Consider the following 24,491-nt stretch of genomic DNA (forward strand, 5'->3'; position numbering starts at 1 on the left):
GCAACGATTCCTATTCGAAACCCCCTATCAGAAGCCGGCCACCGGGCAGCATCCGCGCGCTTCCAGTTCCCCGGCCAGCCACGCATTGACGGCATCGAGCGCGGGCGCCGCAAAGCCGTAAGTGATCAGCGCCGGCGCCGCGATGTCGAGCGCCTGGTAAGGGTTCCACAGCGCCAGGTGCAGGTCGGGCCTCCAGCCGGCGCGCGCGTTCGGACCGTAGCGCAGGCGTGAGGTCGAGGCCAGCATTGTGAAGCGGCCGTCGGCCGGCAGGCAATTCCAGTCGAACGTCTCGGCATCGAGGAACGTCACGGTGTCGACGTCGTACAGGCGCGCCAGCGCGGCGGTCAGCGCGGCGGCTGGCACGCCGGCTTCGGACACACCGTCGCTGACAACGTCCTGGCGCACCACCAGCCGCACTTTGGCGCCGGGGCCAGGGCGCTGTGGCTCGCCGCGCGCGGTCAGGCCGCGCCGCCAGGCGTCAGCCATCAGGTCGCGGTCGGCGCCGTCTGCCGGATAGTCGCGCTGCACGCACGGGTAGGCGCGCGCCAACGCTTCCAGGCGCGCCAGGCGCTGCGCGATGTCGTCGGCACTCAAGCTGCCGTCGTCGATGGCGGCGGCGATCGCCGCGATCGTCTCTTCCCGGATCGCGGCATCGCCCAGCGCCATCACCATGTCGGCGCCGGCAACGAGGGCGTTGACAGCGGCATGGCCGGCGCCGTAGCGGTGCGCGATCGCATGCATGTCCATCGCATCGGTGATGATCACACCGTCGTATTGCCACTGTTCGCGCAGCAGGCCGGTAAGGATACGGCGCGACATCGTGGCCGGGAACTCGGGATCGAGCGTCGGGTACACGATGTGCGCGGTCATCATCGCCGGCGCTTTGCCGGCGGCCAGGCGGAACGGCGCAAACTCGAACTGCTCCAGTTCGGCCAGCGGCTTGTCCACCGTCGGCAGGTCGCGGTGCGAATCGACGTGGGTGTCGCCGTGGCCGGGGAAGTGCTTGACGCAGCAGGCAACGCCCTCCGATTCGCTGCCCGCCATCCAGGCCATCGCCAGTTCGGTGGCGCGCTGCGGATCGGCGCCGAACGAGCGCTCGGCGATCACCGGATTGTGCGGGTTGTTGTTCAGGTCGAGGACGGGCGCGAAATTCCAGTTGAAGCCGAGCGCCTTGATCGCGCGCGCCACCGCCGCGCCGACGTTGCGCGCAAGGGTAGTGTCGTCGGCCGCGCCGAGCGCCATTGCCGACGGCGGCGCCGGCACCCAGGTCGAACGCACCACGGCGCCGCCTTCCTGGTCCAGCGCGATCAGCGCGTCCGGGCCCATCACGGCGCGCAGGCTCGCGGTCAGGCGTGCGAGCTGGGTGGCATCGGTCATGTTCTGGCGGAACAGGCAGACGCCGCGCACGTTGGTCGCCTTCAGCAATTCGGCGCTGGCGGCATCGAGCTCGGTGCCGGCAATGCGCACCATGATCAAGCGGCCGGCCAGGTTTCTGGAGTCGGTCATTTAGTTGGTCCTGGTGACTTTGCTGAGGTGGCGCGGGCGGTCCGGATCCATGCCGCGTGCTTCGGCCAGCCGGGCGGCCATCACATAAAATGCCTGCACGGCGACGATCGGATCGAGGTCGGGCGTGGCGGCGACCGGCAAGGTCAGGTCGCGTTCGGCAACATCGAGTGGCGCCGCCAGCAGGACGCGCGCGCCACGCCCGCGCATTTCGGTCGCCAGTTGCACCAGGGAAGCCTGGGTCGGTCCGCGCGTGGCGAAGATCAGCAGCGGATAGCCGTCCTCGATCAGCGCCATCGGGCCGTGCTTGATTTCGGCGCCGCTGAAGGCTTCGGCTTGCAGCGCCGAGGTTTCCTTGAACTTGAGCGCCGATTCGAGCGCTACGGGGAAGCTGATGCCGCGCCCGACCACCATGATGTTGCGGGCCGGCGCCAGCACCTCGAGCGCTGCCGACCAGTCAGCGCGCGCGCCGATCGCCAGCGCCTCCGGCAATGCGGCCAGCCCTTCGGTCAATTCCGGGTCGTTCTGCCATTGCGCCACCAGGCGCGCGCTGGCCACCAGGCTGGTGATGAAGCTCTTGGTCGCGGCCACGCTCAGCTCTTTGCCTGCATGCAGCGGCATCGCCCATTCGGCGGCCGTAGCAAGGGGCGAATCGATGTCGTTGACCAGCGCGACGGTAGTGGCGCCGCCGTCGCGGAAATAGCGGATCGGCTCGATTACGTCCGGACTCTGGCCCGACTGCGAGATTGCGATCGTCAAGGTATCGCGCGTCACCAAAGGCGACTTGTACAAGGTCACCAGCGACATCGGCAGCGAGGCGACGACGCGGCCCATGCGCGCCATGATCAGGTAGGCGCAGTAGTTGGCGGCGTGGTCGGAACTGCCGCGCGCCACCGTCAGTGTCGTGTTGAAATTGGTGGAGCGCAGTTTGCGGCCAAGTTCGGCGTAGTGTCCGACGTCTTGCGACAATTGCAGCGAAACGCATTCGGCCGCGGATATTGCCTCTTTAAGCATTAGTGAGGTCACAAACTTCCCCTTCTATATATACAGCTTTGATGTGCAGGTTACGGTCCAGGACCACGATGTCGGCGAAGCAGCCGGGGGCCAGTCGGCCGCGCTGTGCTTCGCCCAAGTAATCGGCGGCGTTGGTGGAGACGCGTTGCGAGGCATCGGCCAGGTCGAGGCCGATGCCGACCAGGTTGCGCAGCGCCTGGTCCATGGTCAGGGTGCTGCCGGCCAGCGTGCCGTCGGGCAGGCGCACGCCGCCCATGCATTTGTGAACCAGCTGGCGGCCCAGCATGTAGTCGCCGTCCGGCATGCCGGTGGCGGCGGTCGAATCGGTGACGCAGTACAGGCGCGGGATCGCGCGCAGCGCCACCTTGATCGCGCCCGGGTGCACGTGCAGCAGGTCGGGGATGATCTCGGCGTATTCGGCGTGCGCCAGCGCGGCGCCGACCATGCCCGGCGCGCGGTGGTGCAGCGGGTTCATCGCATTGAAGAGGTGGGTGAAGCCGGCCGCGCCATGCGCCAGCGCGGCGACGCCGTCGTCGTAAGACCCCGTGGTGTGGCCGATCTGCACGCGGATGCCGGCGTCGGCCAGCTCGCGTACCAGCGCGAGATGGCCCTCCATTTCGGGCGCCACCGTGATCAGGCGCATCGGCGCGTGGCTGCCCAGTTCCTGCACTTCGGCCAGCGTGGCCGAACGCGCGTAGGCCGGCTGGGCGCCAAGCTTGCCGGGATTGATGTACGGGCCTTCCAGGTGGACGCCGAGGATGCGCGCGGCGCCCGGACGGCGCGCGGCGCAGGCGGCGCCGATCGCCTTCAAGGCGGCGACGATATCTTCCGGCGGCGCCGTCATGGTGGTGGCCAGCAGGCTGGTGGTGCCGTGCTTTGCGTGCATCGCCGCGATCACGTGCGGCGCCTCGCCCGCTTCCATCACGTCGCGTCCGCCGCCGCCGTGAACGTGCAGGTCGATGAAGCCGGGGATGATGTAGTCGTCGCTGTTGATCGACGGATCGTTGGCGTCTCCTTCGATCTGAACGATGCGCTCGCCGAAGCTGATCGCGCCATGGACCCAGCCGGCCGGTGTCAGGATATTGCCGTTGATTGATGTGTCGCCGATTGCTGTGTCGCCGATTGCTGCGCTCATCAAAGTCGCTCCGTTGGTTGGTTGACGTGCATCTCGATCATGCGCAGCGCGCCGCTGGCGGCGTCGCCGCGCGGCGCCCGGCTGCGCGCCAGCAGGGCGAAAGGCAAATACGCGCGCAGTGGCGCGCCAAGGCCGCCGCACAAGGCCAGCGGCAGCGTGCCGGAAGGGTCGAGCGCGTGCGCGATGGCGGCCACTTCGACGCCGGCGTCGACCAGCAAGCCGCGCGCCGTAGCATCGAGGGCGGCATGATTAAAAACGATCGGCGCCAGTTGCGCGTAGCTGGTCTGGGTGGCCTGGCCGAGCCAGACCTGGATTGCATCGCGTCCGCCGCCGCAGGCATCGATCAGCGCTTGGGCAAACGCGCTGGCCGGTTTGCGCCCGTCCATCACCTGTTCGATATGGTTGACGGCGCGCAGGCCGATCCAGCCGCCGCTCGCTTCGTCGCCGGCGGGGAAACCCCAGCCACCGACTTCGCGCTGCTCGCCGCCGGGCAGCAGGGCCTGGCCGACGCTGCCGGTGCCGATGGCGACGATCGTGCCCGGCTCGCCGCAATGGGCGCCGGTCAAGGTGGTGTAGCCGTCGGTCTCGAGCCGCAACGCGCCATAGCCCGGATCGGCGGCGATGAATTGGGCCGCCCACAGTTTGTTATGCACGCCGGCCAGGCCGAGGCCGATCGCCACCGCGGTCAGCGGCGGCTGCGCAATGCCGGCCTGGGCGAATGCCTTGCCGACCGCGTCGCCGATGTTGTTCCAGGCGCTGGCGATGCCGTGCGCCAGGCCCGACGGGCCGCTGTGCGCCTGCGCCAGTTCGGTGCCGCCGGCGTCTGCCAGCCGTACGCGGGTGCCGGTTCCGCCGCCGTCGACGCCGATGAAGTATTCGATCATGTTGTGGTGGGGATGGTGAGCTGAGGGGGAGGTCAGCGCACTATAGGTTTGGCTCCACAGCTTGTCAACAGGTATTTAATTGGTATTGAAATAGGTCGAATCGGCATTGCGGAATAGCGCCGGGTTATGTGGCTAACCCGTTGTTATTTAAACGGAAATGGCAGGTGCGGAAGTGGTATTACTGCGCTAGTCCGCCGTCGTCCCCGCGCAGCGAAAACGACGGTGCTGGCTGCGCTTCGGCCAGCTTACTTTGCAATCTCCACCACCGGCAGCTCAACGTAGCTGCTGTGATAAATACGCTGGGTGGCCTTCTTGTAATCACCTGGCTTCGCATCGAAGATGCTCGGCACGAAGGTCTGCGGATTGCGGTCGTACAGCGGGAACCAGCTCGACTGGATCTGCACCATGATGCGGTGGCCCGGCAGGAACACGTGGTTGGCGGTCGGCAGCGCGAACCGGTAGGCCAGTGCCTTGTTGGCCGCGATCGGCCTGGCCGTTTCATAGCTTTCACGGTAACGGCCGCGGAAGATGTCGGCCGAAATCATCAACTGGTAGCCGCCCATCGCCGGCTGGTCCGCCACCTGGTCGGGATACAGGTCGATCACTTTGACGACCCAGTCCGAATCGGTGCCGCTGGTCGAGGCGATCAGGTTGGCGATCGGCTCGCCGCTGATTTTGAGCGGCGCGGTCAAGATGTCCGAGGTGAAGGTCAGCACGTCGGTGCGGCCCGATGCTTCGCGCTGGTCGTCGGCCAGCCAGCGCGGCCAGCTCTGGCCCTTGGCCTCGTCGTAACCGTTTTTCATCGGCCGCGCGCGGTACGGCACCGGCTTGGCCGGATCGGCGACGTATTCGTCGTAGTCCTTGCCGGCATTGGATCCGGCTTCGCCGCCCAGGGCCAGCCTCTGGCCGGCCGCAAGACGCAGCGCCGCCGGCTTGATCGCGCAGCCGCTGGCGCATCCGCTCGGCCAAGAGGCCAGACTGCGCCACTTGTTGGTGCCGGTCTCGAACGCCGACACCGGCGCTACCGTAGGCGCATTCGCGGCTGTCGGACCGTCTTTCAGGTAACGGTCGAGGAAGGGGCGCAGGATCTCCTGGCGGAAGTGGAGGGCGGTGTCGCTATTAAAATTGAGGGCGCCGAGTTTGCTGCCGTCGCCGATGCCGCCGCCGTGCGACCACGGCCCCATCACCAGGAACACCTTGTCGTTGGCGCTGTCGTTCGGCTTGATCGCCTTGTACATCGCGATGGCGCCGTAGATGTCCTCGGCGTCCCACAGGCTGTGCACCAGCATCGTCGGCACCGTCACCGGCTGCTTTGCCAGGATCTTGTCCACCGCCTGCTCGCGCCAGAAGGCGTCGTAGGTCGGGTGGGCGACGATCTTGCGCCAGAAGCCGCTCTGCTGCAAGCCGCGCTGGCGCGCCAGTTCGCCGGCGGAGCCTGCCCGCAGGTAGGTATCGTAGTCGTCGTAGGTGGAGGTGAACCACTTGGCGTCGTTCTTGCGGGTGACGACCTGCTCCATCACGTACGACAGGTTGATCTGCCGGAAGGCGCCGTGGTGGAACCAGTCGTCGCCCATCCAGCCGTCGACCATCGGGTTCATCGGCACCGCCACTTTCAGCGCCGGGTGCGGATTGACCAGCGCCATCAGCGGCAGGAAGCCGTCGTACGAGATGCCGATGATGCCGACCTTGCCGTTCGATTCCGGCAGGTTTTTGGTGAGCCACTCGATGGTGTCCCAGGTGTCGGTCGAATGGTCGACCGGCGTCGCGTTCTGCGGGCCGGACAGCGGCCGGTTCATCACGTAGTCGCCTTCCGAGCCGTACTTGCCGCGCACGTCCTGTACCACGCGGATGTAGCCGCCTTCGACGATGACGTCGGCCGCATTGTCGTAGCCCTGCAGGATCGACTTCATGTCCGAGCTCTCGGCGTGACTGGTCAGGCCGCCGGCATCGTACGGTGTGCGGGTCAGCAGCACCGGCGCGCCTTTGGCGTTGCGCGGGATGACGATCACGGTATTGAGCTTGACGCCGTCGCGCATCGGCACCATCACCGTGCGCTTGACGTAGTTGAAGCTGGTGGTGACGGGTGTGAATTCGGCGGGCGTATCGGACGGCAGGGCCGGATAGGTGGCCGCAGCGGAAGCAGCGGCCGGGACGGCAGGGAGAGCTGGCGCGGGAGCGGTTTGGGCCTGGGCCAGGCTTAAGCTGACCGCGGCGAATGCGACTGCGCTGGCAAGCGGCGCCAGGCGGGTAATCGGTGACTTCATGTGGCTTCCTTGTGAGCGTGACCGCGATGTCGAGCCACCGCCGCATGCGGGTCCGCGCGGCGCGCCGTTACATTATCACAATGATTATTCCTTCGCAGCTTTATTCAAGTGCGTGCGGCAGGCAATTGGATCAGTTCTTGTATTGATCGAGCTGCACTGCCAGCGCGGTCTTGTAATGCTTCACGAACTCGACGGCTTCGGCCCGTGCTTCGGCGCCGCTGATGGTCACAGCCGGCAGGTTCAGGTTCGGGGCGAGCACCGTGGCGCTGGCGGCGACCTTGCTGCCGCTGTACGCGCAAACAATGCCGGACGTGGTGCTTGACGTCACGCTGGCCGATCATACGATCGACCTGGTCGAGGAGGGCTTCGACGTCGGCCTGCAGAAATTCGACGCCAGCATGATCGCGCGCCGGCTGGCGACCTCCAAGGTCGTGCTGTGCGCGTCGCCGGCCACGCCTGCCGACGTGTCCGGCCACGACTGCCTCAATTTCGCCTTCGAACAGCTGCGTCACCACTGGCCGGTGCATTGGGAAAATCAAGTGCTGAACGCGCCGATCGTCAGCCGGATGGTGTCGAACAGCGGCGCCGTGCTGCGCCTGGCCGCGCTGGCCGGAATGGGTATCATGCTGCGCTCGTCGTTCACGCTGGAAAACGACCTGGAGAGCGGGCGGCTGGTGCAGTTGCTGCAAGGGCACCACCTGGGCCAGTTGTCGGTGATGATGGTGTACCCGAGCCGGCGCCTGCTGTCGGCCAAGGTGTGCAGCTTCGTCGGTTTTTTGAATGCCCAGTTTCCGCACCCCGAATCGGATCCGTGGCTGGCCGGTGACTGACTGTCCGCCGCGCTTGCGGCGTGCGCCCACGCCTTCCGCACCGCCGGCGTGCGCCCGGTGTCATAATGCGAACGTTCTACCGCGGATTAGCCGCGATCGGTAAGCATCATCCAACACCCACATCAAGGAGGCTTCAATGACCAAAGCACAAGACAATAAGAAGGAAACCAAGAAAGAGCCGGCCAAGACCATGAAGGAAAAGAAGGAAGCCAAGAAGGTCAAGAAGGAAGAGCGCTCGCGGCAGTAAAGGCGCGTGCGGGAACCCCGATGCGCCAGATGAACGGCCTGGCCCGACTGTCGGCAGTGCGCGCGGCCCTGGCTTGCGCGCGGCTGCGCGCGTCGTTGCGCCTGTTGTCGTGTCTATTGTTGTGCCCCAGCGCGCCTGTCGGCGCGGCGGCGCCGTCGACGTTCGGCCCGGTGATCGGCAGTGCGCTGCTGTGCCGCAGCCATCTGGACAACGTTTATTTTTATTCCTATTTGTCGAGCGCGTTCGGCCCGCCGTACAAGCACGAGGGCGGCGCCTGGTGGTTCAAGGCCGACGCCACCTTGTGGGGCGCGCAAGTGACCGACGTCATCGTCAGCGACGACACCAGCGAGCTGGTTTTCATCGGCGCGGTGACGCCGGGCGCGCCGGACAAGCTCGACGAAGCCATCCGCGCCGCGGTCGGCGTGCACCACCGCGCGCAGGGCGCAACGACCTATCCGGTGCGCGAATCGGCGCCCGGCAGCCAGATCGTCTACTTCAACGACAACGCGAAGATTTTCTGCGCGAAGTACAAGCCGCTGCCGCCGGCGCGTCAAGCCAAGTAATCCCATGTACACCAACTACTTCAGCCTCAGGCAGTCGCCGTTTTCGATCGCGCCCGACCCGCGTTACCTGTTCATGAGCGAGCGCCATCGCGAAGCGCTGGCGCACCTGCTGTACGGCATCGGCAGCGGCGGCGGTTTCGTTCTGCTGACGGGCGAAATCGGCGCCGGCAAGACGACCGTGTGCCGCTGTTTCATCGAACAGATTCCGCCGAACTGCAAGCTGGCCTACATCTTCAACCCGAAGCTGTCGGTGGAAGAGCTGCTGCTGTCGATCTGCGACGAATTTCGCATCGCGCCGGAATCCAGCGGCGCCGCCACCATCAAGACCTACGTCGACGCCATCAACGGCTACCTGCTGGCCAGCCATGCCGAGGGCAACAACAATGTACTGGTGATCGACGAGGCGCAGAACCTGTCGGCCGACGTGCTCGAACAATTGCGCCTGCTGACCAACCTCGAGACGAGCGAGCGCAAGCTGCTGCAGATTATCCTGATCGGCCAGCCGGAACTGCGGGCGATGCTGGCGCGGCCGGAACTTGAACAGTTGGCGCAGCGCGTCATCGCGCGCTATCACCTCGGTTCCCTGACCGAAATTGAAACCGGCAGCTATATCGCGCACCGGCTGGCGGTGGCCGGGGCAGGCGCGGTGACCTTGTTTCCGCACCCGCTGGTCAAGCAGGTTTACCGGCTTACCCGTGGCGTGCCGCGCAGGATCAACCTGTTATGCGACCGCGCGCTGCTTGGCGCCTACGTTGAAGCCGCCAGCGTGGTGACGCCGGCGATCTTGCGCCGCGCCGGGGCCGAAGTGTTTGGCGAACCGGCAGCGCCGGCGAACCGCTGGCCGCGAGCCGCCGGCGTGCTGGTGGCGATCGCCGCGGTGGGCGGCGCGGCGGCGTGGCAGCTACTGCCGCGCAACGCCGGCGTGCCGGTAACGGCGCGGGTGACGGCGCCGGCCAGGCCGGTGCCGGAGGTTCTCGTGAAAACGCCGCCGCCCGTGGTGCCGGCGCCGGCCTACGCCAGCGCCGACGATGCGCTGCGCGAACTGGCCCGCTTGTGGGGCGAGCCGCTGCCGGCCGGCGAGCCATGCCAGGCCGCTTTGAGTCTGAACCTGCACTGCTACCAGGGCAAGGGCGGGCTGTACGAACTGCGCCTGCTCGACCGTCCGGCCATCCTCACGCTGCGCGACGGCCGTCAAGTCGCATACGCGGTGATGACCGGGCTTGACGACACCACGGCGACGCTGCGCGTCAACGGCAAGCAGCAAACGTTGAGCGTGGCGGCGATCGCGGCGCGCTTCGACGGCGCCTACACCACGCTGTGGTCGGCACCGCGCGGTTTTCGCGACGAGGTGGCAATGGGCGAAGTGGGCCCGGACGTCGACTGGATCGGCGCGCGCCTGGCGCAGCTCAATGGCATCAAGGCGCCGGCGCTGAACCAGCCGTTCGACCGCCGCATGCAAAAGCTGCTGCGCGATTTCCAGGCCGCGCAGAATTTGAAGACGGATGGCGTGGCCGGGCCGCGCACCTACATGCGCCTCGCCCAGTTGGGCGGGGTCAGCGAACCGCGACTGCTGGCGGGGATGGGAAAGGGGCAGGGCAAATAAGATGTCGTATATTCTCGAAGCGCTCAAGAAGGCCCAGGCCGAACGCCAGCTGGGCAGCGCGCCGACCCTGCTGGCGGTGCCGGTCGGGGCGGCGCCGGGCAGGGGCGCGCCTGCGCGACTGCGGCCAATGTTACCCTGGATTGCGCTGACCGCCGTCGCGCTGGCCGTCGCGCTGGCGGTGCTGGCATGGCGTTTCCAGTCGCCCGTGATGAAGCCAGCACCGGCACCGCTGCAAACTGCGGTAACGCCGCCGCCGGCGTCAATGCCACCGCTGGCGGTGGTGCCGTCGTCGGTCCCGGTGCGGCCGGTTGCACCGAGGCCGGTCGCACCGAAGCCGGCGCCGGTCGCGCTGGAAGAAACGCTGCCGTCGCTGCGCGAACTGCCCGAGCCGATCCGGCAATCCGTGCCGCCGCTGGTCTTCGGCGGCTACATGTATTCGAAAAATCCGGCCGATCGCCTGCTGCTGATCGACAAGGCGCTGCGCCACGAAGGCGAAGAAGTCGCGCCCGGCCTGGTACTCGAAAAACTGCTGCCGAAGGCGGCCGTGATGAATTACAGGGGATACCGTTATCGCGTCCCCTACTGACATCGAAAGCGGGCCGGCCGGCCCGGTCCGCGTGCTTGGCGTGGTCGGCTGGTCCGGCAGCGGCAAGACCACGCTGCTCGAATACCTGGTCGTTCGACTTGCCGCGCGCGGCCTGCGCATCAACGTCATCAAGCACAGCCATCACGACGTGCTGCTCGAGCCGCCGCACAAGGACAGTGCCCGCTTTCGCATGGCCGGCGCGGCGCAGGTGATGCTGGCGTCGCCGTTTCGGGTGGCGATCATGCGCGAACTGCGCGGCGCGGATGAGCCGTCGCTGGCCAGCCACATCGCGTGCCTGGCATCAAGCGACCTGACGTTGGTTGAAGGCTATAAATGGGAGCCGATCGCCAAACTGGAAGTATACCGGCCGTCTTTGGCGAAGCCGGCACTGTATCCGGATGATCGCAACATTGCCGCGGTGGCGTCGGACACGCCGCGGCCCGACGGCGTCGACCCCGGGCTCGCATGGCTCGACCTGAACGACCCGGCGGCGGTACTGGGGTGGCTTGACGAGCACCTGGCAAATAATTCCTCAAGTTTTCGCCGTTGCTTCCGATAATCAGGGACAGCCCATTAACTGGAGCACGACATGGATGTGTCATCAATTGCCAGACTCTCAACAAGCATGGCCCAAACCGGCACCAAGCAGGAGATCGACATCGCGATGCTGAAAAAGGCGCAGAATATCCAGCTGTCGACCGCGACGCAGCTGCTTGCAGCCATTCCCCCGGTGCAGAACCTGCCGGCCAACCTCGGCAACACCATCAACACCAAGGCCTGAGGCGTTCAAGCATCGCAATGCAAGACCCGGCCCTTCCGCAGGAGGCGCCGGGTTTTTTCATGCCGGCGCCAGCCGGTGTAGAATTGTGGCATTATCGGTTTTTCGCCTTCCAATCAGGAGCAACACATGTACAAACGCCACGCCCTCATCGCCGCAGCCCTCGCCACCGTGTGCGCGGCCACCGCCGCTGCCGACGCACCGAAGGCTGATCAGGAAAAATGCTTCAGCATTGCCAAGGCGGGCCAGAACGACTGCGCCGCCGCCGACGGTACGCATGGCTGCGCCGGCCAGGCAAAAGCGGACAAGAGTAGTGCGGACTGGAAATATGTGGCCAAGGGCACCTGCACCAAGGCCGGCGGCAAGCTGACGGCGTCGAAATAGGCGTTCAGGCGAGGGCCTGATGCCCGTGTTCGAGCCCGAGCCCACACCCACGACCGCGTTGCTCCATAACGGGCGCGCGGCCGGAGTCGGCCTGCGCGCCCCGCATTACCGCCAGTTCATCGAGCAGCGGCCGACGGTCGGCTGGCTCGAAGTTCATACCGAAAATTATCTCGACCAATCCGGCTGGGACTGGCACGTGCTGCGGCAATTGCGGCGCGATTATTGCGTCAGCCTGCACGGCGTCGGCCTTGGTCTCGGCTCGGCGCGCGGCTTTTCCGCGCCCCACCTCGAACGGGTAGCAAAGCTGGTCGAGCGGGTCGAACCGATGCTCGTATCCGAACACCTTTGCTGGGGCGCGGTGGCTGACCGCAACCTCAACGACTTGCTGCCGCTGACGCTGGACCGTGCCGCGCTCGATTTGCTGGCCGATCGCGTGGATCAGGTACAACTGCGGCTGCGGCGCCAGATCCTGCTCGAAAACGTGTCGACCTATGTGCGCTTTCGCGACGATGCCATGAGCGAAGCCGAGTTCATGGCGGCGCTGGCGCGGCGCACTGGCTGCGGTTTGCTGCTCGATGTGAACAACCTGTACGTGAACCAGCGTAATCATGGCGAGGACGCCTTAAGTGCGCTGGCGGCGATCGCGCCGGGCAGCGTCGGTGAAATCCACCTCGCCGGCCACCTCGAGACCGCTACGGCGGTGATCGACCATCATGGCGCTGCCGTGGCCGAGCCGGTGTGGGCGCTGTACCGCGCCGCGCTGGCGCGCTTCGGCCGCGTGCCGACACTGGTCGAGTGGGATACCGACATCCCCCCGCTCGACGATTTGCTGGCCGAAGCGCGCACGGCGGACCAGATGGCCGCCAACGCCCGAAAGGCCGAGCCGTTGGCCTGGCAAACCCGCACGGCCGCGGCGTCCCCGGTGGCGGCATCGAATCCGGAGCCTGGCATGGCGGTCCGCCAGCAGGATTTCGCCGCGGCCCTGTTTGCGCCGGACGCGGTCGCGCCGCTACTGGCGCAACTGAAGGGCGATGGCGGCGCCGGCGCCTTGGCCCTGTACCGCGGCAACCTGGCGGCCACCTGGGACAAGACGCTGTCGGCGGCGTATCCGGTGTTGCGCCAGCTGGTCGGCGACGAATTTTTCAGCGCGCTGGCGCGCGCCTACGGCATGGCCAACCCCTCAGGCGACGCCGACCTCAACCGTTTCGGCGCCAGCTTCGCGCAGTTTCTGGAACAGTTCGAGCACGTGGCCGACTACCCTTACCTGGCGGACATGGCGCGGCTCGAATGGGCACTGCACCGCGCCCATTTCGCCGCCGACGCGAGCGCGCTAAATGCAGCCGCGCTGGGCGCGCTCGCGCCGCCACAGCTGGAAGCTGCCCGCTTCACCTTGCATCCAGCCTGCAGCCTGCTCGCCCTGGACTGGGCCGTGGTGGCGCTGTGGCAGGCGCACCAGCCCGATAGCGGCGTCGATTTTCCGGCATCGATGGCGGTGCCCGGTTTTGCACTGGTGACGCGGCGCTACTTTCGCGCGGAAGTCGCGCCGCTCGGCCAGGCGGCGCACGCAGCACTATCGGTGCTGGCGGCGGGTCAGGATTTTGGCGCCGCCCTCGATGCCGCGTTTGAACGCGATGAGGATGTCGATGTCGCTGGCCACCTGCAGCAATGGCTGCAACTTGGTGTGCTGACGGCAATCCATTTGCCCAAGTGAAACGGCGCCATGCAGGCGCCGTACGAACATGCCGGCAACGTAAAATTTTAGTCAAACGCGCGCAGGACGCGCGCCTCGCCGCTCTGGTCGGCATGGGCCAGGCCGGCTTCATGGGTGGCGACGATCATGCGTTCGAGCTGGGCGTCTTCGAAACGGACCAGTTCTTCGGTCGCCGCCGTCAGCGCCATCGCCAGTTTGGCGCGGGCGCTCTGGTAAAGCAGGCTGGTGTATTGATCGGTATTTCTGAGCAATTCCTCGGCGTTTTCGATTACCAGCCGTAAATCGCCGATGAGTCGCTCTTGCGCTTGCGGGCTTTCGTCTGGGCTGTTCATGGCAGTTACCTTCGAGCCGGTTGATCACGTCTTATGATATGAGCATGCGAGCCCATCCATATTTGTGCACGCGCAAATGAAAAGGATGAACGCGCCTTCTTTTACCTCCGCAATGTCCCGGCGCATCCCCGCCAGCGCGCTAACCTGAATTTTGCATAAAAAAAGGGCAAGAATGTCATCAGTGATTGATAAAATGTGAGTTATCGAGAAACACAAATTACGACACGAACGCCACCTTGCCCAGCATGAATTCTACCCCAGAGCAGCTCCGTTTTTCACGCACGGCCTGGTTCACCTCGACCGGCAGGCGCACCCGGTTGCGGGCCGGTGCGCCGGTTGGTATGCAATGTCATAAACTGGTCGGGCAGGTAGCCGTTGGCGTCGTGGATTTCCACGCCATCGGACCCGGCCGCTTTAGCGCGGGCCGAATCTTTTATCGTGCGGTGCCACCTTCTGATGAGTAAATGGGAAAGAATTACGCGTTCACCTTGTACGCGGCAAACTTCTCATCGAGTTCGGTGCCGAACAGGTGATTCGAATAGTTGCTGAGCGTCTTGACCGCGATGGCCAGCACGATATTCATCATGTGTTTCTCGGTATAGCCTTGGGCCAGGAATGCCTGTGCCGCTTCGTTCGACGGCCGCCCCCGTGAGATTGTCATCGTGGTGGCGAAGTCGAACACTGCGGCGAGCTTCACGTCCGGAATGGCGCCACCGGCGCGGATCGCGTCGAGAACGGGCGCCGGCACCTTCGACATCTTGTCGGCAATCATGCTGTGGGCGGCGGTGCAGTAGGTGCAGTTGTTCACCTTGCTAATGGCAAGGAACACGACTTCCTGCTCGGCGGGCGTGAGCCCGGAATCGCTGCGGAACTGGGCGTAACCATGCAGGTAGGTGTCGAGCACTGCCGGGACGTTGACCATGTTGGCGTACATGTTTGGGATAAAGCCAACCTGTTTCATCGCGGTGTCGAGGATCGCGCCCTGCGCCTGGTCGGCGGTGTCGGACGAAACAGTCTGAAGTTGGTGCATGAGATAGTGGGTAGGCATGGTTTCTCCATTGGTTGATTGCGTCTGCGCTTCCCCAATGCTACCCGTCTGCACTGTGGATTTATCGCCAATAGTCCATAATTCATGTCTTTATGTATCTGGGAAATCCATGGACATGTTTTCCGGTCTATCGTCCAGCTTCGCGATCAACGCGCAGGTTTTCCATACAGGGGAACTGTGCGGCGTGGCCGACTTCAGTGACGACCATGGGGTCGGACACCTGCACATCGTTCGCCATGGCCGGGCGACGGTATTTTATCCCGATCGCGCGGCGATCGAGATCGAGACGCCCAGCGTTTTGTTTTATCCGCGCGCGCTAAACCACCGGCTGGTGGTGCCTGATGCGAGTGCGGCCGATGTGCTGTGCGCAACGATCAGTTTCGCCGGCGGTGCGCAGAACCCGCTGGCAGGGTCCTTGCCCGATTCACTGCTGGTTCCACTGGACAGTGTCGCCACCTTGGCCGCCACGCTCGACGTGTTGTACCAGGAGGCAGGCGCGGACGCGTATGGGCGCCAAGTCATCCTCGACCGGCTCTGTGAGGTGCTGATTGTGCAACTGCTGCGCTACGCGGTCTCGAGCGAGCTTATCGAGCACGGCGCACTGGCCGGCGCGTCGAACATCTTCCTGGCGCGGGCGCTGTCCGCGATCCACGCACGACCGGGGCAAGCCTGGTCGATCGCCAGCCTGGCGGACGAGGCCGGTATGTCACGCAGCGCTTTTTCGCGCCTGTTCCATGACGTAGTCGGCGTTACCCCGGCGGCCTACCTGGCCGATTGCCGGATCGCCGCGGCGCAACGGCTGCTGGACGAAGACCGCCCGGTCGGCACCGTCGCGCTGGAGGTTGGCTACGGTAGCCAGCCGGCGTTTACCAAAGCGTTTACGCGCCGGGTTGGCATGTCGCCGCGAGAATGGCGCAAGCGGTCGGGCTCGGGGTGAGCCGGTCTCGCATCCGGCTCAGCCCGAACGGATCATCAACAAACACGGCAGGCCAACCGCAGCGCCGATCAGCGCGCTGGTATTCAGGCTAGGCGGCGCTGTTGTTTCCAGCCATCACGCTAATCCGTACATCACCCAGGCTGACCGTCTGGCCGGCGCGAATCTTGGCGGTCTTGCGCAATTCCTTCTTGCCGTCGACCGAAACGACGCCGCTGGCAACCAGGTTCTTGCCGGCGCCGCCGCTGTCGACCAGTCCCGACAACTTCAGCAACTGGTTGATCTCGACGAATTCCGTGTTCAATTCGAAAGTTAGTTTCTGCATCTTATCCTTGGAGAGTTTGCTTGTTGGTTAAATCGCGCACAGTGTAGCCGCTGGCGCGAAAAACTTCAGCCCGGTGTCGGCCGGGTCATCTCGATCGGTACGATCCAGGCGTCGAACTCGCTCTCGCTGACGAAGCCCAGTTGCAGCGCCGCCCCCTTGAGCGTGAGGCCGTCGTGCTGGGCCAGCTTGGCGATCTGCGCCGCGCGGTCGTAGCCGATGTGGGGCGCCAGTGCCGTCACCAGCATCAGCGAACGTTCCATCAGTTCGCCGATGCGCGCGCGGTTCGGCTCGATGCCGCGCGCGCAATGTCGATCGAACGAAAGCATGCCATCGGCCAACAGGCGCGCGCTTTGCAGGAAGTTGTGGGCGATCATCGGCTTGAACACGTTCAGTTCGAAGTTGCCCGATGCGCCGCCGACGGTCAGGGCGACGTCGTTGCCGAACACCTGGCAGCACAGCATGGTCAACGCCTCGCACTGGGTTGGATTGACCTTGCCCGGCATGATCGAACTGCCCGGCTCGTTTTCCGGAATCGTGATCTCGCCCAGGCCGGAGCGCGGGCCGGACGCCATCCAGCGCACGTCGTTGGCAATTTTCATTAGTGCCGTGGCCAGCGTCTTGAGCGCGCCATGCATCGCCACCAATGCATCGTGGCCGGCCAGCGCGGCAAATTTGTTGGGCGCGGTTTCAAAGCCAAGACCGGTACGCGCGGCCAGCTCAAAGGCGATCCGGCTGGCGAACTCGGGGTGGGCATTCAGGCCGGTGCCGACGGCGGTGCCGCCGGCAGCCAACTGCAACAGGCCGGGCAGGGTAGCGGCAATCAGCTGCGCGGCATAGTCGAGCTGGGCGACGTAGCCGGAAAACTCCTGGCCCAACGTCAACGGCGTTGCATCCTGCAGGTGGGTGCGGCCGATCTTGACGATATCGGCAAACTGGCCGGCCTTGCCGGCCAATGTGGCGCGCAGTTGCGCCAGCGCCGGCAGCACGGCCCGCGCCACCGCCAGCGCCGCCGCCACGTGCATCGCGGTGGGGAAAATATCGTTCGACGACTGCCCCAAATTGACCTGGTCGTTCGGATGCAACAGGCGCGCTTCGCCACGCGCCCCCCCCATCAGTTCGGAGCCGCGGTTGGCCAGCACCTCGTTCATGTTCATGTTGCTCTGGGTGCCGGAGCCGGTCTGCCAGAGCGCCAACGGGAATTCGTCGGGATGGTCCCCGGCCAGCACTTCGTCGGCCGCCCCCACGATGGCGTCGGCCTGCTGGTCCTCGAGCAAACCGAGAAAACGGTTTACCTCGGCCGCAGCGCGCTTGACCTGGGCCAGCGCGGCAATCAGCTCCGGCGCCATCCGCTCGGTCGAAATATGGAAGTGTTCGAGCGAGCGCTGGGTTTGCGCGCCCCACAAACGGTCGGCGGCTACCTCGACGGGCCCGAAACTATCTTTTTCGATCCGCGTTTCCATGCGACGTCCTGTCGTTTGCGTAAAAGATATTAAAGAGTTTACTCCAACGCGCGTTAATGTCAGTGAGGCGCACATTGTTTGATATCCACCGAAGTTTGCTGATAGAGTTTGTTTATATGCGTCAACATCATTTTTCCTGCCTTGCCCGCCTGGCGAGCGCCTTCGTGCTGTCCGGTATGCTTACGTGCGCCCAGGCTGTCGAGCTCGGCGACACCCTGGTGCGCTCTCACATCGGCCAGCCTTTGTCGGCCGACATTGAACTGACCGGCATTGTCAATGACGCGGCGACGGTGCAGGCAGGCGTGGCCGACACCGAGGTGTACCGCGGCGCCAACATCGCCATCCATCCGGCAGTGGCCGCGCTGGGCATCGTCATTATCCGGCGCGACGGCAAGCGCTTCTTGCGCCTCACCTCGCCTAAACTGGTGGACGCCGAATTTATCCACATCTTCTTCGAGTTGAATGAAAACGGTCGCCGCGCGGTGCGCCAGAGCACGCTGTGGTTCACGCCCGATCCGCATCCGGCGCCGGTGAAGCCGGCGCCGGTAGTATCAGCCGCAGCCGTCCCGGTCGCGGTGCCGGCTTTGCCGCCGTCAAAACCGCCGGTCCAGCCGCAAGTTGCCGCGTTCCCGGTCGCTGCCACGCCGTTCAAGATGGCGCCGGCGGCCAGGCCAGCGGCGTGCGTGCAGCAATTTACCGCCGCCCAGATCGGCACCTGCGCCGCGATGGATGCCAGCAATGCTGCCCTAAGCGCCCAGATCGTCGAGCTCGAAGCAAAGGTGCAGCGCTTGACGGTGGCCATGCGTGCCGCCGCAGCGCCGGTGCCGCTGGCGGCGGCGCAACCGGTTTTAAACAAGCTGCCGGAGGTGCTGACGCCGACGGGCGCGGCGGTCGACCAGCCGACCGCGGCGACACCGTGGCTGTTCATCGGTGTCGCCAGCGCGGCCGTGTTCGCGCTGATTGGCGTGTTGCTGTATCTGCTGCAACGCAAGCGCAAGGCCGCCAGGTCGGCGCCGGCGGTCCCGGCCAGTTTCGGGTTCATTGCCAGCGTCAGGGACCGTCTGCTGCCGGGCCGTAAAGCTGCCGATTCGGCGGCGGCGGCTAAACCGGGGGGCGGTTAATCGTTGGCTTCGGAGCAATATTGCAAAAATGACGAGTTAGCGCACGAACTTGTCTACACAAGATCTTTTTTTCGGCTATACTTATTTTCGTGGTCCTGAGGGATCACAAAAACCGGGCCAGGATCTGGCGCAGCCACCAACGATAGCGTGGCGCGACACGCAGATGAACGTTGAAAAAACGCCTGTTCCGGAAGCGGTCCGTTGGGCCAACGATGTGCTCGCGGACGCCGGATGCAACCGGCCAGAGGCGACATCAGGAGATACCTGGTGATCGCTCTCAAGAATTGTGGAAAACCGCCTCCGGGCGGTTTTTTCATGGGCGTACGAAAACGCTCTCCCAATAAAAAAGCGCCCCGCAGGGCGCTGTCGTTGTCAGCATAAATTTAGTGTGCGGCTATTGCCTGTTCCACTGGGCTCATCCACGTCTCGGTGACGTCGCGAATCGCGCGGTCGTTGGCCATGATCTGCTTGAGCAGGTCGATCTTGCGCAGGCGCGGCGCACCCGACAGGGCAGGGACACCCGTCAGGGTAGCTGCGGCTTGGTCGGCGCACTGGTTTTCAAGCCGGTCCAAGGTATTCCAATCGCCCGCTTGCGCCGCCAGCGACATTTTGGCCGTCAGGCCTGCAAGGTTTTCATACATCGAGAGAACTTCGTTTGATGTCATTGTCGCACCGGCTAAAAATTGATTGGATTACTGATTGTCCTTACATAACGGCTGCCTACCGGCAAACTTTAGGATGTTTGCGAAAATAATTGAAAATTCTTTCAATTTGTTACGTCAAACAGTAACGTTGAAAGAAAAAAATGTAAATCCGATAAGCTTGCCTGCATCTGGTCTGCATCTTGCCCGCCGCCGCGCGCCGATCGGCAAGGATATCGGCGAGCTGAAGCTGACCCCGCTCATCGACAAGCAGCAGCAGACGCTGACGTCTAACCTGACGCGGCTTTTGGTGCCGGGGCGCTTGGGAAAGCCATGATCGCCACGACGATGGAGCCAACCGACGCGCGCCGCCTGCTGCCGAGCTGGGACGAGCCGTCGTTTCGCGCGAGAAGCGGGAACTCCTCGATGGCCAGGTCGAGCGCGCATCGATCCTCAATCTCGACGCGCGCAAGACCATCCACGGTCAGGCATAAGTATTCCAACACCACCGGCGCCGACTTGTGGGCCGCGCTGGAAAAACTTCTGGCAATCCGGTCGAGGACGGCCGGCGTCAGTCCGTCGATGATCGACTTCGTGATGAACGTGGCGGGGCGCAATGCCGACGGCGCGACTGTTGCCGCGAGCGAGCACATCGACCAGGCCTGGGCGTTCGCCGTCGCCAACCGCGACAAGCTGATGAAAGACCAGGATGCGATTGGCCAGAACAAGGCGTTTTCGGATATCGTTGCCAGTTCCAGCGATCCAGATGTCGCAGCCCGGCGCGTCGGCAACGGCATCCGGCTCCGCGCGGCGCAGAAGGCCGCTTGCTGCCGCAAGTGCGCGCCGCATTGACATGACATGAAACCGTTGCACCACGCTCGACCATCAAAGCGACACCACGAAGGGGACCACATGAAGCCAAGCTGGACACCCATCAAGATTACCATCACCCTTGCCGCCTGCGGCGCCATGCTGGCGCTTTCGCCGGCCGGCGCCCAGGTGACGGCGCCGGCAGCGTCGGCGGCATCGAGCGCCGGGCCGGCCACGATAGCCATGCTGCCGGGCGACGATTTTTTCGCCTACGCCAATCGCGACTGGCTGGTCAAGACCGAGATCCCGGCCGACCGCAGCAGCTGGGGTGCGTTTGCCGCGATCGCCGAAGACACGAACGCTCGCATCGTCAAGATGTTCGCCGCCATCGACGCCGACAGGAAGTCCGGCGTGGAGGCGCGCAAGGTGGCGGCGTTTTATTCAAGTTACATGGACGAGGCGGCAATCGAGGCGAAGGGCGGATCGCCGCTCAAACCAATGTTGGCTGCCATCGACGCCATCAAGGACAAGGCGGCGCTCACGCGTGCGCTGGGCGCTTCGCTGCGCGCCGACGTCGATCCGCTCAACAACACCAACTTTTTTACCGAGAACGTTTTTGGGTTGTGGGTGGCCCAGGGCTTGTCCGATTCGTCGCGCAACATGGTGTATTTGCCGCAGGGCGGCCTGGGCATGCCCGACCGCGCCTATTACCTGACCGACAGTCCAAAGATGGCGGAACTGCGGACAAAATACCTGCAGCACATCGGCGCCATGCTCAAGCTGGCCGGCTACTCCGACAGCGAAGCGCGCGCGGCCAAGGTGTTCGCGCTGGAAATGGACATCGCCAGGTCGCACGCCACGCGCGAAGATTCGGCCGACGTCATGAAGGGCAACAACACCTGGACCTTGAACGATTTCGCCAGCAACGCGCCGAGTATCGACTGGCCGGCTTTCTTCAAGAGCGCCGGGCTCGGCGCGCAGACCAAATTCATCGTCTGGCATCCGGGCGCCGCCAAAGGCGAAGCGGCGCTGGTCGCCAGCGCGCCCCTGGCCAGCTGGAAGGATTACCTGGCCTTCCACCAGATCAACCATTTCGCGCCCAACCTGTCGAAGGCTTTCGTCGACCAGCGCTTCGCGTTCTACGGCGCGGCGCTGTCGGGCACGCCGAAACAGTCGGCACGCTGGAAGCGCGCGTTGGCCGCCACCAACATCGCGCTCGACCAGCCGGTCGGCAAGGTCTACGTCGAACGCAATTTCGCCGCTGAAGACAAGGCGCGTGTGAAGCAGATGGTGACCAACATCGTCGCCGCCTTCAGCAAACGGATCGACAAGCTCGACTGGATGGCGCCAGCCACCCGCGCCCAGGCGCAGGAAAAGCTCAAGACCTTGTATGTCGGCGTCGGCTACCCGGACACATGGGCGTCGTATGCGGCACTGAAGGTTGTGCCCGGCGACGCGTTCGGCAACGTCGTGCGCGCCGAGAAATTTCATACCGCGCAGCGGCTAGCCAAGTTGAACAAGAAGATCGACAAAACCACATGGTCGATGCCGCCGCAACTGGTGAACGCGGTCAACATGCCGCTGTAAAATGCGATCGTGTTCCCGGCCGCGATCCTGCAGCCGCCGTTCTACGATCCGAAAGCATCCGATGCCACCAATTACGGCGCCATCGGCAGCGTGATCGGCCATGAAATCAGCCACAGCTTCGACGACCAGGGTGCCCAGTTCGACGCCCAGGGCCGGCTGCGCGACTGGTGGACCGAAGAAGACAAGGAGCATTTCAAGCAAGCTGGTGGCCCAGTTTTCAGCCTACAAGCCGTTCCCCGACCTGGCCGTCAACGGCAACCTGACCTTGTCCGAAAACCTGGCCGACCTGGCCGGCTTGGCGGCATCGTACGACGCTTACCGCACCACCCTGGCAGGCAAGCCGGCTGCCGCCGATGCCGACAAGGCGTTTTTTCTCGGCTTCGCACACAGCGAGCGCAGCAAGATGCGCGAGGCGCAGCTGCGCCGCATCGTGATGACCGACGGCCATGCGCCATCGCAGTACCGCGCGGCGACGGTGCGCAACATCGACGCCTGGTACACCGCCTTTAACGTCCAGCCCGGTGAGGCCCTGTACCTGCCGCCTGCCGAGCGAGTGCGGGTCTGGTAAACTAATGCTAGCCAAGTCGCGTCGCGCCGGCTTGCGCCGCGCGGCGCGTTTTTTTTTCGACCGCATACCGCCATGACCACCGACATCGACGACATCACCCGCCGCACCCTCGACTATTACGACGGCCACGCCCAGCAGTTCTTCGCCGGCACGATCGACCATGACGTGTCGCAAAATATCGCTGCGCTGCTTGGCGCGATTGAGTCGACGCTCCCGTTCACCATCCTCGACCTCGGCTGCGGTCCGGGCCGCGACCTGAAAACCTTCAGCATGCTGGGCCACCGCGCCATCGGCGTCGACGGCGCGGCGCAGTTTGTCGACATGGCGCGCGCCTTCAGCGGCTGCGAAGTGTGGCAGCAGGATTTTGTCCACCTCGACCTGCCGCCGGCAATGTTCGACGGCATCTTCGCCAACGCGGTGCTGTTCCACGTACCCAGTGCCGCCTTGCCGAAAGTATTGAAAGACCTGTATGCCGCGTTGAAACCGGGTGCGGTGCTGTTCACTTCCAATCCGCGCGGCCATAACGAAGAGGGCTGGCAAGGCCCGCGCTATGGCAGCTACTACGATGTCGAGACGTGGCAGCACTACCTGGTGGCCGCGGGTTTTTCACCGCTGCATCACTACTACCGGCCGCCCAACTTGCCACGCGACCAGCAGCCGTGGCTGGCCAGCGTGTGGCGTAAACCGGTGCGTTAAGTGGCGAACAGAGGCTTCATTTGATTACGCCTATTCTGATTCCTCCCAACCATTAAATGAGGTACTCAAAATGAACAAAGACCAAGCCAAAGGCAAGGCCAAAGACATCGGCGGCAAGATACAGCAAGAAGTTGGCAAGGCTGTCGGCAGCAACAAGCAGCAAGCCCAAGGACTGGGCAAGCAGGCCGAGGGCAAAATGCAGGAGAAGGCAGGCGATGTGAAAGACGCCGTCAAGGGCAGCGGCAATCGCTGAGCTGCCTTACCGGGCTCAGGCCGGTGTGGGGCATGATCGTTGCAGCCTCCTTAAAAATTCCTGCCGGTGATGGTGCTGCCGTCTGGCCGCGTAATGGTGAATTTGGCCTTGGCGCCAAGAGTGCCGGCAGGGCTCGCTTCGAAACAGTAGGCGTCGGAACCGATCGGTGTCGCACTGGCGTTTTCCTGGCGCGTGGTGAGGCAGAACATGGTCAGCGCACCGTCGTTTTCGACCGACCAGTTGTAGGTGCTGGTGCCGAGCTTTTGCCCATTGGGTGTGCATCCCGCGTTACCGTCGAGTACGAACATGGCGCCGCTGGTGCCAACCGCGCTTGCGCCCGGCAAGGCCGGCATCGTGCCGCGCAGGCCGAAACAGGCGCCATTGGTGGTACTCACGCCGACCATCGACGCGCCATTGAAGTACAGCGTGCCGTCGCTGCTGACCGGGTTGGCGCCGGCGATGGTGAAGCGGATCGACTGGTCAATCGTTTGCCCGCTGGCGCCGGTCAGCGCAAAACTGCGGTTGGCGCCGGGTTTCATGATCACCGACAGATCGAACGCTCGGGCATCCGGGGTCTTGCCGCTCATGGCCCAGGTGTGCGGAGCGCCGAGGTAGTCGCGCCACGCGGCGTTGATGTCGACGCCGCCGGTGACGACCGGACCCGGTGCAATGACAGGCGGAGGCGCTGAGCCGCCGCCACTGGCACCGCCACCGCCGCCACCGCCGCACGCCGCCAGCAAGGCGGCAAGGGTGACGGTGACGGTGAGGGCGAAGGGCGGCGAGGTATGTTTGGGCAGGTAGTTCATTGAATCCTCCTCATTGATTATGAATATTATTTGTTAGAGGCGCCAGACGCCGCAGTGACCGATGAGAATGGCGGTAGTTTGATCCAGCATAAGCAAACCTTGAATGCTGGGTTAACGTACGATCCCGCACAGACCGTCTGTTGCGCGCGCGCTATTCTGGCGTATCTGCATGGCCATCCGGGCATGTGCTATTCAAGGAGCTCCACCATGAACAAAGATCAGATCAACGGCAAACTGCAAGACATCGGCGGCAAAATCCAGGAAGAGGCCGGCAAGCTGACGGGCAGCACCGAACAGCAGGCCAAAGGCCTGGCCAACCAGGTCGAAGGCAAGACCCAGGAAAAGCTCGGCGACGCCAAGGAAATCCTCAAGGACGCGACCAATTAAGTTTGGTGAAGCAAAAGACAG

At 64.5% G+C, this 24,491-nt stretch carries 29 protein-coding genes and 1 pseudogene; 17 read left to right on the plus strand and 13 right to left on the minus strand.

The window, feature by feature from the left end; genetic code table 11:
* Window positions 1-27 precede the first annotated feature (27 nt).
* From nagZ to CR103_RS23170, 6 genes are all read right to left on the minus strand, one after another.
* Complete coding sequence (gene nagZ / locus CR103_RS03060; RefSeq protein ID WP_099914543.1) at window positions 28-1,506, minus strand: beta-N-acetylhexosaminidase; 1,479 nt, start codon at window positions 1,504-1,506, stop codon at window positions 28-30.
* Complete coding sequence (locus tag CR103_RS03065) at window positions 1,507-2,517, minus strand: SIS domain-containing protein (protein WP_099914544.1); 1,011 nt, start codon at window positions 2,515-2,517, stop codon at window positions 1,507-1,509.
* On the minus strand, window positions 2,510-3,652 hold the full coding sequence (gene nagA, locus CR103_RS03070) for an N-acetylglucosamine-6-phosphate deacetylase (RefSeq protein ID WP_099914545.1): 1,143 nt from the start codon (window positions 3,650-3,652) through the stop codon (window positions 2,510-2,512). Before nagA ends, CR103_RS03065 begins: the two co-directional genes overlap by 8 nt.
* Window positions 3,652-4,536 (minus strand): glucosamine kinase nucleotide-binding domain-containing protein, encoded by an 885-nt coding sequence (locus CR103_RS03075; RefSeq protein ID WP_099914546.1) that lies wholly within the window; start codon window positions 4,534-4,536, stop codon window positions 3,652-3,654. Before CR103_RS03075 ends, nagA begins: the two co-directional genes overlap by 1 nt.
* A 245-nt stretch (window positions 4,537-4,781) precedes the next feature.
* A complete protein-coding gene (locus CR103_RS03080; protein ID WP_099914547.1) occupies window positions 4,782-6,800 on the minus strand; it encodes a CocE/NonD family hydrolase in 2,019 nt (672 codons plus the stop codon).
* A 130-nt stretch (window positions 6,801-6,930) separates the two neighbouring features.
* Window positions 6,931-7,128: a hypothetical protein gene (locus tag CR103_RS23170; RefSeq protein ID WP_229442750.1), complete on the minus strand. Its 198-nt coding sequence runs from the start codon at window positions 7,126-7,128 to the stop codon at window positions 6,931-6,933.
* On the opposite strand from CR103_RS23170, the gene CR103_RS03085 reads away from it, so the two are divergent.
* From CR103_RS03085 to bufB, 8 genes are all read left to right on the plus strand, one after another.
* On the plus strand, window positions 7,061-7,630 hold the full coding sequence (locus tag CR103_RS03085) for a substrate binding domain-containing protein (protein ID WP_229442663.1): 570 nt from the start codon (window positions 7,061-7,063) through the stop codon (window positions 7,628-7,630). The genes CR103_RS23170 and CR103_RS03085 overlap by 68 nt on opposite strands.
* 267 nt (window positions 7,631-7,897) lie before the next feature.
* Entirely contained in the window at window positions 7,898-8,440 is a 543-nt protein-coding gene (locus CR103_RS03090) for a hypothetical protein (protein ID WP_229442665.1), read from the plus strand.
* Window positions 8,441-8,444: 4 nt separating this feature from the next.
* Window positions 8,445-10,043 (plus strand): ExeA family protein, encoded by a 1,599-nt coding sequence (locus tag CR103_RS03095; protein ID WP_099914549.1) that lies wholly within the window; start codon window positions 8,445-8,447, stop codon window positions 10,041-10,043.
* Window position 10,044: 1 nt separating this feature from the next.
* Window positions 10,045-10,629 carry a general secretion pathway protein GspB gene (locus CR103_RS03100; protein WP_099914550.1) on the plus strand — a complete coding sequence of 195 codons (585 nt, stop codon included), beginning with the start codon at window positions 10,045-10,047 and terminating at the stop codon, window positions 10,627-10,629.
* A 31-nt stretch (window positions 10,630-10,660) separates the two neighbouring features.
* The gene (gene mobB / locus CR103_RS03105) at window positions 10,661-11,188 is read left to right on the plus strand and encodes a molybdopterin-guanine dinucleotide biosynthesis protein B (RefSeq protein ID WP_099914551.1); all 528 of its coding nucleotides are present in this window, start codon (window positions 10,661-10,663) and stop codon (window positions 11,186-11,188) included.
* Window positions 11,189-11,218: 30 nt separating this feature from the next.
* Complete coding sequence (locus tag CR103_RS03110; RefSeq protein ID WP_099914552.1) at window positions 11,219-11,410, plus strand: YjfB family protein; 192 nt, start codon at window positions 11,219-11,221, stop codon at window positions 11,408-11,410.
* Window positions 11,411-11,536: 126 nt separating this feature from the next.
* A complete protein-coding gene (locus tag CR103_RS03115; RefSeq protein WP_099914553.1) occupies window positions 11,537-11,791 on the plus strand; it encodes a BufA1 family periplasmic bufferin-type metallophore in 255 nt (84 codons plus the stop codon).
* A 19-nt stretch (window positions 11,792-11,810) separates the two neighbouring features.
* Complete coding sequence (gene bufB, locus CR103_RS03120) at window positions 11,811-13,502, plus strand: MNIO family bufferin maturase (RefSeq protein WP_099914554.1); 1,692 nt, start codon at window positions 11,811-11,813, stop codon at window positions 13,500-13,502.
* Between the two features lie 47 nt (window positions 13,503-13,549).
* Here the strand turns inward: bufB and CR103_RS03125 are convergent, their stop codons facing one another.
* From CR103_RS03125 to CR103_RS03135, 3 genes are all read right to left on the minus strand, one after another.
* Window positions 13,550-13,834 (minus strand): hypothetical protein, encoded by a 285-nt coding sequence (locus CR103_RS03125; RefSeq protein ID WP_099914555.1) that lies wholly within the window; start codon window positions 13,832-13,834, stop codon window positions 13,550-13,552.
* Window positions 13,835-14,109: 275 nt separating this feature from the next.
* On the minus strand, window positions 14,110-14,310 hold the full coding sequence (locus CR103_RS23800; RefSeq protein ID WP_099914556.1) for an oxidoreductase: 201 nt from the start codon (window positions 14,308-14,310) through the stop codon (window positions 14,110-14,112).
* Window positions 14,310-14,882 carry a carboxymuconolactone decarboxylase family protein gene (locus tag CR103_RS03135; RefSeq protein ID WP_229442667.1) on the minus strand — a complete coding sequence of 191 codons (573 nt, stop codon included), beginning with the start codon at window positions 14,880-14,882 and terminating at the stop codon, window positions 14,310-14,312. Before CR103_RS03135 ends, CR103_RS23800 begins: the two co-directional genes overlap by 1 nt.
* Before the next feature lie 109 nt (window positions 14,883-14,991).
* On the opposite strand from CR103_RS03135, the gene CR103_RS03140 reads away from it, so the two are divergent.
* On the plus strand, window positions 14,992-15,819 hold the full coding sequence (locus CR103_RS03140) for an AraC family transcriptional regulator (protein ID WP_180279255.1): 828 nt from the start codon (window positions 14,992-14,994) through the stop codon (window positions 15,817-15,819).
* Window positions 15,820-15,907: 88 nt separating this feature from the next.
* Here CR103_RS03140 and CR103_RS03145 read toward each other — a convergent pair whose 3' ends face one another.
* Window positions 15,908-16,141, minus strand: coding sequence for an RNA-binding S4 domain-containing protein (locus tag CR103_RS03145; protein ID WP_099914559.1), 234 nt, complete (start codon window positions 16,139-16,141; stop codon window positions 15,908-15,910).
* Between the two features lie 65 nt (window positions 16,142-16,206).
* Window positions 16,207-17,601: a class II fumarate hydratase gene (gene fumC, locus CR103_RS03150; protein WP_099914560.1), complete on the minus strand. Its 1,395-nt coding sequence runs from the start codon at window positions 17,599-17,601 to the stop codon at window positions 16,207-16,209.
* Between the two features lie 116 nt (window positions 17,602-17,717).
* Between fumC and CR103_RS03155 the strand changes: the two genes are divergently transcribed.
* Complete coding sequence (locus tag CR103_RS03155; RefSeq protein ID WP_099914561.1) at window positions 17,718-18,722, plus strand: type IV pilus assembly protein FimV; 1,005 nt, start codon at window positions 17,718-17,720, stop codon at window positions 18,720-18,722.
* Between the two features lie 383 nt (window positions 18,723-19,105).
* Here CR103_RS03155 and CR103_RS03160 read toward each other — a convergent pair whose 3' ends face one another.
* Window positions 19,106-19,363, minus strand: a complete 258-nt coding sequence (locus CR103_RS03160) for a flagellar protein FliT (RefSeq protein WP_307719666.1) — start codon at window positions 19,361-19,363, stop codon at window positions 19,106-19,108.
* Between the two features lie 97 nt (window positions 19,364-19,460).
* On the opposite strand from CR103_RS03160, the gene CR103_RS03165 reads away from it, so the two are divergent.
* From CR103_RS03165 to CR103_RS03185, 6 genes and pseudogenes are all read left to right on the plus strand, one after another.
* A complete protein-coding gene (locus CR103_RS03165; protein WP_143752507.1) occupies window positions 19,461-19,700 on the plus strand; it encodes a hypothetical protein in 240 nt (79 codons plus the stop codon).
* Window positions 19,697-20,215 (plus strand): hypothetical protein, encoded by a 519-nt coding sequence (locus CR103_RS21950; RefSeq protein WP_143752508.1) that lies wholly within the window; start codon window positions 19,697-19,699, stop codon window positions 20,213-20,215. The genes CR103_RS03165 and CR103_RS21950 overlap by 4 nt, the downstream gene beginning before the upstream one ends.
* A gap of 60 nt (window positions 20,216-20,275) precedes the next feature.
* Window positions 20,276-21,760, plus strand: a complete 1,485-nt coding sequence (locus CR103_RS03175; protein WP_229442676.1) for a M13 family metallopeptidase — start codon at window positions 20,276-20,278, stop codon at window positions 21,758-21,760.
* 9 nt (window positions 21,761-21,769) lie between these two features.
* Window positions 21,770-22,328: pseudogene (locus CR103_RS23180) on the plus strand (M13-type metalloendopeptidase).
* A 72-nt stretch (window positions 22,329-22,400) separates the two neighbouring features.
* Window positions 22,401-23,024, plus strand: a complete 624-nt coding sequence (locus tag CR103_RS03180) for a class I SAM-dependent methyltransferase (RefSeq protein ID WP_099914565.1) — start codon at window positions 22,401-22,403, stop codon at window positions 23,022-23,024.
* Between the two features lie 70 nt (window positions 23,025-23,094).
* Complete coding sequence (locus CR103_RS03185) at window positions 23,095-23,277, plus strand: CsbD family protein (protein ID WP_099914566.1); 183 nt, start codon at window positions 23,095-23,097, stop codon at window positions 23,275-23,277.
* Window positions 23,278-23,327: 50 nt separating this feature from the next.
* Here CR103_RS03185 and CR103_RS03190 read toward each other — a convergent pair whose 3' ends face one another.
* Window positions 23,328-24,083, minus strand: a complete 756-nt coding sequence (locus tag CR103_RS03190) for a hypothetical protein (protein WP_099914567.1) — start codon at window positions 24,081-24,083, stop codon at window positions 23,328-23,330.
* Between the two features lie 207 nt (window positions 24,084-24,290).
* On the opposite strand from CR103_RS03190, the gene CR103_RS03195 reads away from it, so the two are divergent.
* Window positions 24,291-24,470: a CsbD family protein gene (locus CR103_RS03195; RefSeq protein ID WP_099914568.1), complete on the plus strand. Its 180-nt coding sequence runs from the start codon at window positions 24,291-24,293 to the stop codon at window positions 24,468-24,470.
* Window positions 24,471-24,491: the final 21 nt, after the last annotated feature.

This window comes from Massilia psychrophila (assembly GCF_002760665.1).
Classification (GTDB): Bacteria; Pseudomonadota; Gammaproteobacteria; order Burkholderiales; family Burkholderiaceae_D; genus JAFCUW01.

Bases quoted from the DNA above. Each gene is read 5' to 3' on its own strand.
- CR103_RS21950 (WP_143752508.1), top strand. From the start codon at position 19,697: ATGATCGCCACGACGATGGAGCCAACCGACGCGCGCCGCCTGCTGCCG.
- CR103_RS03165 (WP_143752507.1), top strand. From the start codon at position 19,461: ATGTTTGCGAAAATAATTGAAAATTCTTTCAATTTGTTACGTCAAACA.
- CR103_RS03190 (WP_099914567.1), bottom strand. From the start codon at position 24,083: ATGAACTACCTGCCCAAACATACCTCGCCGCCCTTCGCCCTCACCGTC.
- CR103_RS03110 (WP_099914552.1), top strand. From the start codon at position 11,219: ATGGATGTGTCATCAATTGCCAGACTCTCAACAAGCATGGCCCAAACC.
- CR103_RS03195 (WP_099914568.1), top strand. From the start codon at position 24,291: ATGAACAAAGATCAGATCAACGGCAAACTGCAAGACATCGGCGGCAAA.
- CR103_RS03155 (WP_099914561.1), top strand. From the start codon at position 17,718: ATGCGTCAACATCATTTTTCCTGCCTTGCCCGCCTGGCGAGCGCCTTC.
- CR103_RS03145 (WP_099914559.1), bottom strand. From the start codon at position 16,141: ATGCAGAAACTAACTTTCGAATTGAACACGGAATTCGTCGAGATCAAC.
- CR103_RS03140 (WP_180279255.1), top strand. From the start codon at position 14,992: ATGGACATGTTTTCCGGTCTATCGTCCAGCTTCGCGATCAACGCGCAG.
- CR103_RS03125 (WP_099914555.1), bottom strand. From the start codon at position 13,834: ATGAACAGCCCAGACGAAAGCCCGCAAGCGCAAGAGCGACTCATCGGC.
- CR103_RS03180 (WP_099914565.1), top strand. From the start codon at position 22,401: ATGACCACCGACATCGACGACATCACCCGCCGCACCCTCGACTATTAC.
- bufB (WP_099914554.1), top strand. From the start codon at position 11,811: ATGCCCGTGTTCGAGCCCGAGCCCACACCCACGACCGCGTTGCTCCAT.
- CR103_RS03065 (WP_099914544.1), bottom strand. From the start codon at position 2,517: ATGCTTAAAGAGGCAATATCCGCGGCCGAATGCGTTTCGCTGCAATTG.
- CR103_RS03075 (WP_099914546.1), bottom strand. From the start codon at position 4,536: ATGATCGAATACTTCATCGGCGTCGACGGCGGCGGAACCGGCACCCGC.
- CR103_RS03160 (WP_307719666.1), bottom strand. From the start codon at position 19,363: ATGTATGAAAACCTTGCAGGCCTGACGGCCAAAATGTCGCTGGCGGCG.
- CR103_RS03090 (WP_229442665.1), top strand. From the start codon at position 7,898: ATGCGCCAGATGAACGGCCTGGCCCGACTGTCGGCAGTGCGCGCGGCC.
- CR103_RS03100 (WP_099914550.1), top strand. From the start codon at position 10,045: ATGTCGTATATTCTCGAAGCGCTCAAGAAGGCCCAGGCCGAACGCCAG.
- nagZ (WP_099914543.1), bottom strand. From the start codon at position 1,506: ATGACCGACTCCAGAAACCTGGCCGGCCGCTTGATCATGGTGCGCATT.
- CR103_RS03080 (WP_099914547.1), bottom strand. From the start codon at position 6,800: ATGAAGTCACCGATTACCCGCCTGGCGCCGCTTGCCAGCGCAGTCGCA.
- CR103_RS03175 (WP_229442676.1), top strand. From the start codon at position 20,276: ATGAAGCCAAGCTGGACACCCATCAAGATTACCATCACCCTTGCCGCC.
- CR103_RS03115 (WP_099914553.1), top strand. From the start codon at position 11,537: ATGTACAAACGCCACGCCCTCATCGCCGCAGCCCTCGCCACCGTGTGC.
- CR103_RS03135 (WP_229442667.1), bottom strand. From the start codon at position 14,882: ATGCCTACCCACTATCTCATGCACCAACTTCAGACTGTTTCGTCCGAC.
- CR103_RS03185 (WP_099914566.1), top strand. From the start codon at position 23,095: ATGAACAAAGACCAAGCCAAAGGCAAGGCCAAAGACATCGGCGGCAAG.
- CR103_RS03095 (WP_099914549.1), top strand. From the start codon at position 8,445: ATGTACACCAACTACTTCAGCCTCAGGCAGTCGCCGTTTTCGATCGCG.
- fumC (WP_099914560.1), bottom strand. From the start codon at position 17,601: ATGGAAACGCGGATCGAAAAAGATAGTTTCGGGCCCGTCGAGGTAGCC.
- nagA (WP_099914545.1), bottom strand. From the start codon at position 3,652: ATGAGCGCAGCAATCGGCGACACAGCAATCGGCGACACATCAATCAAC.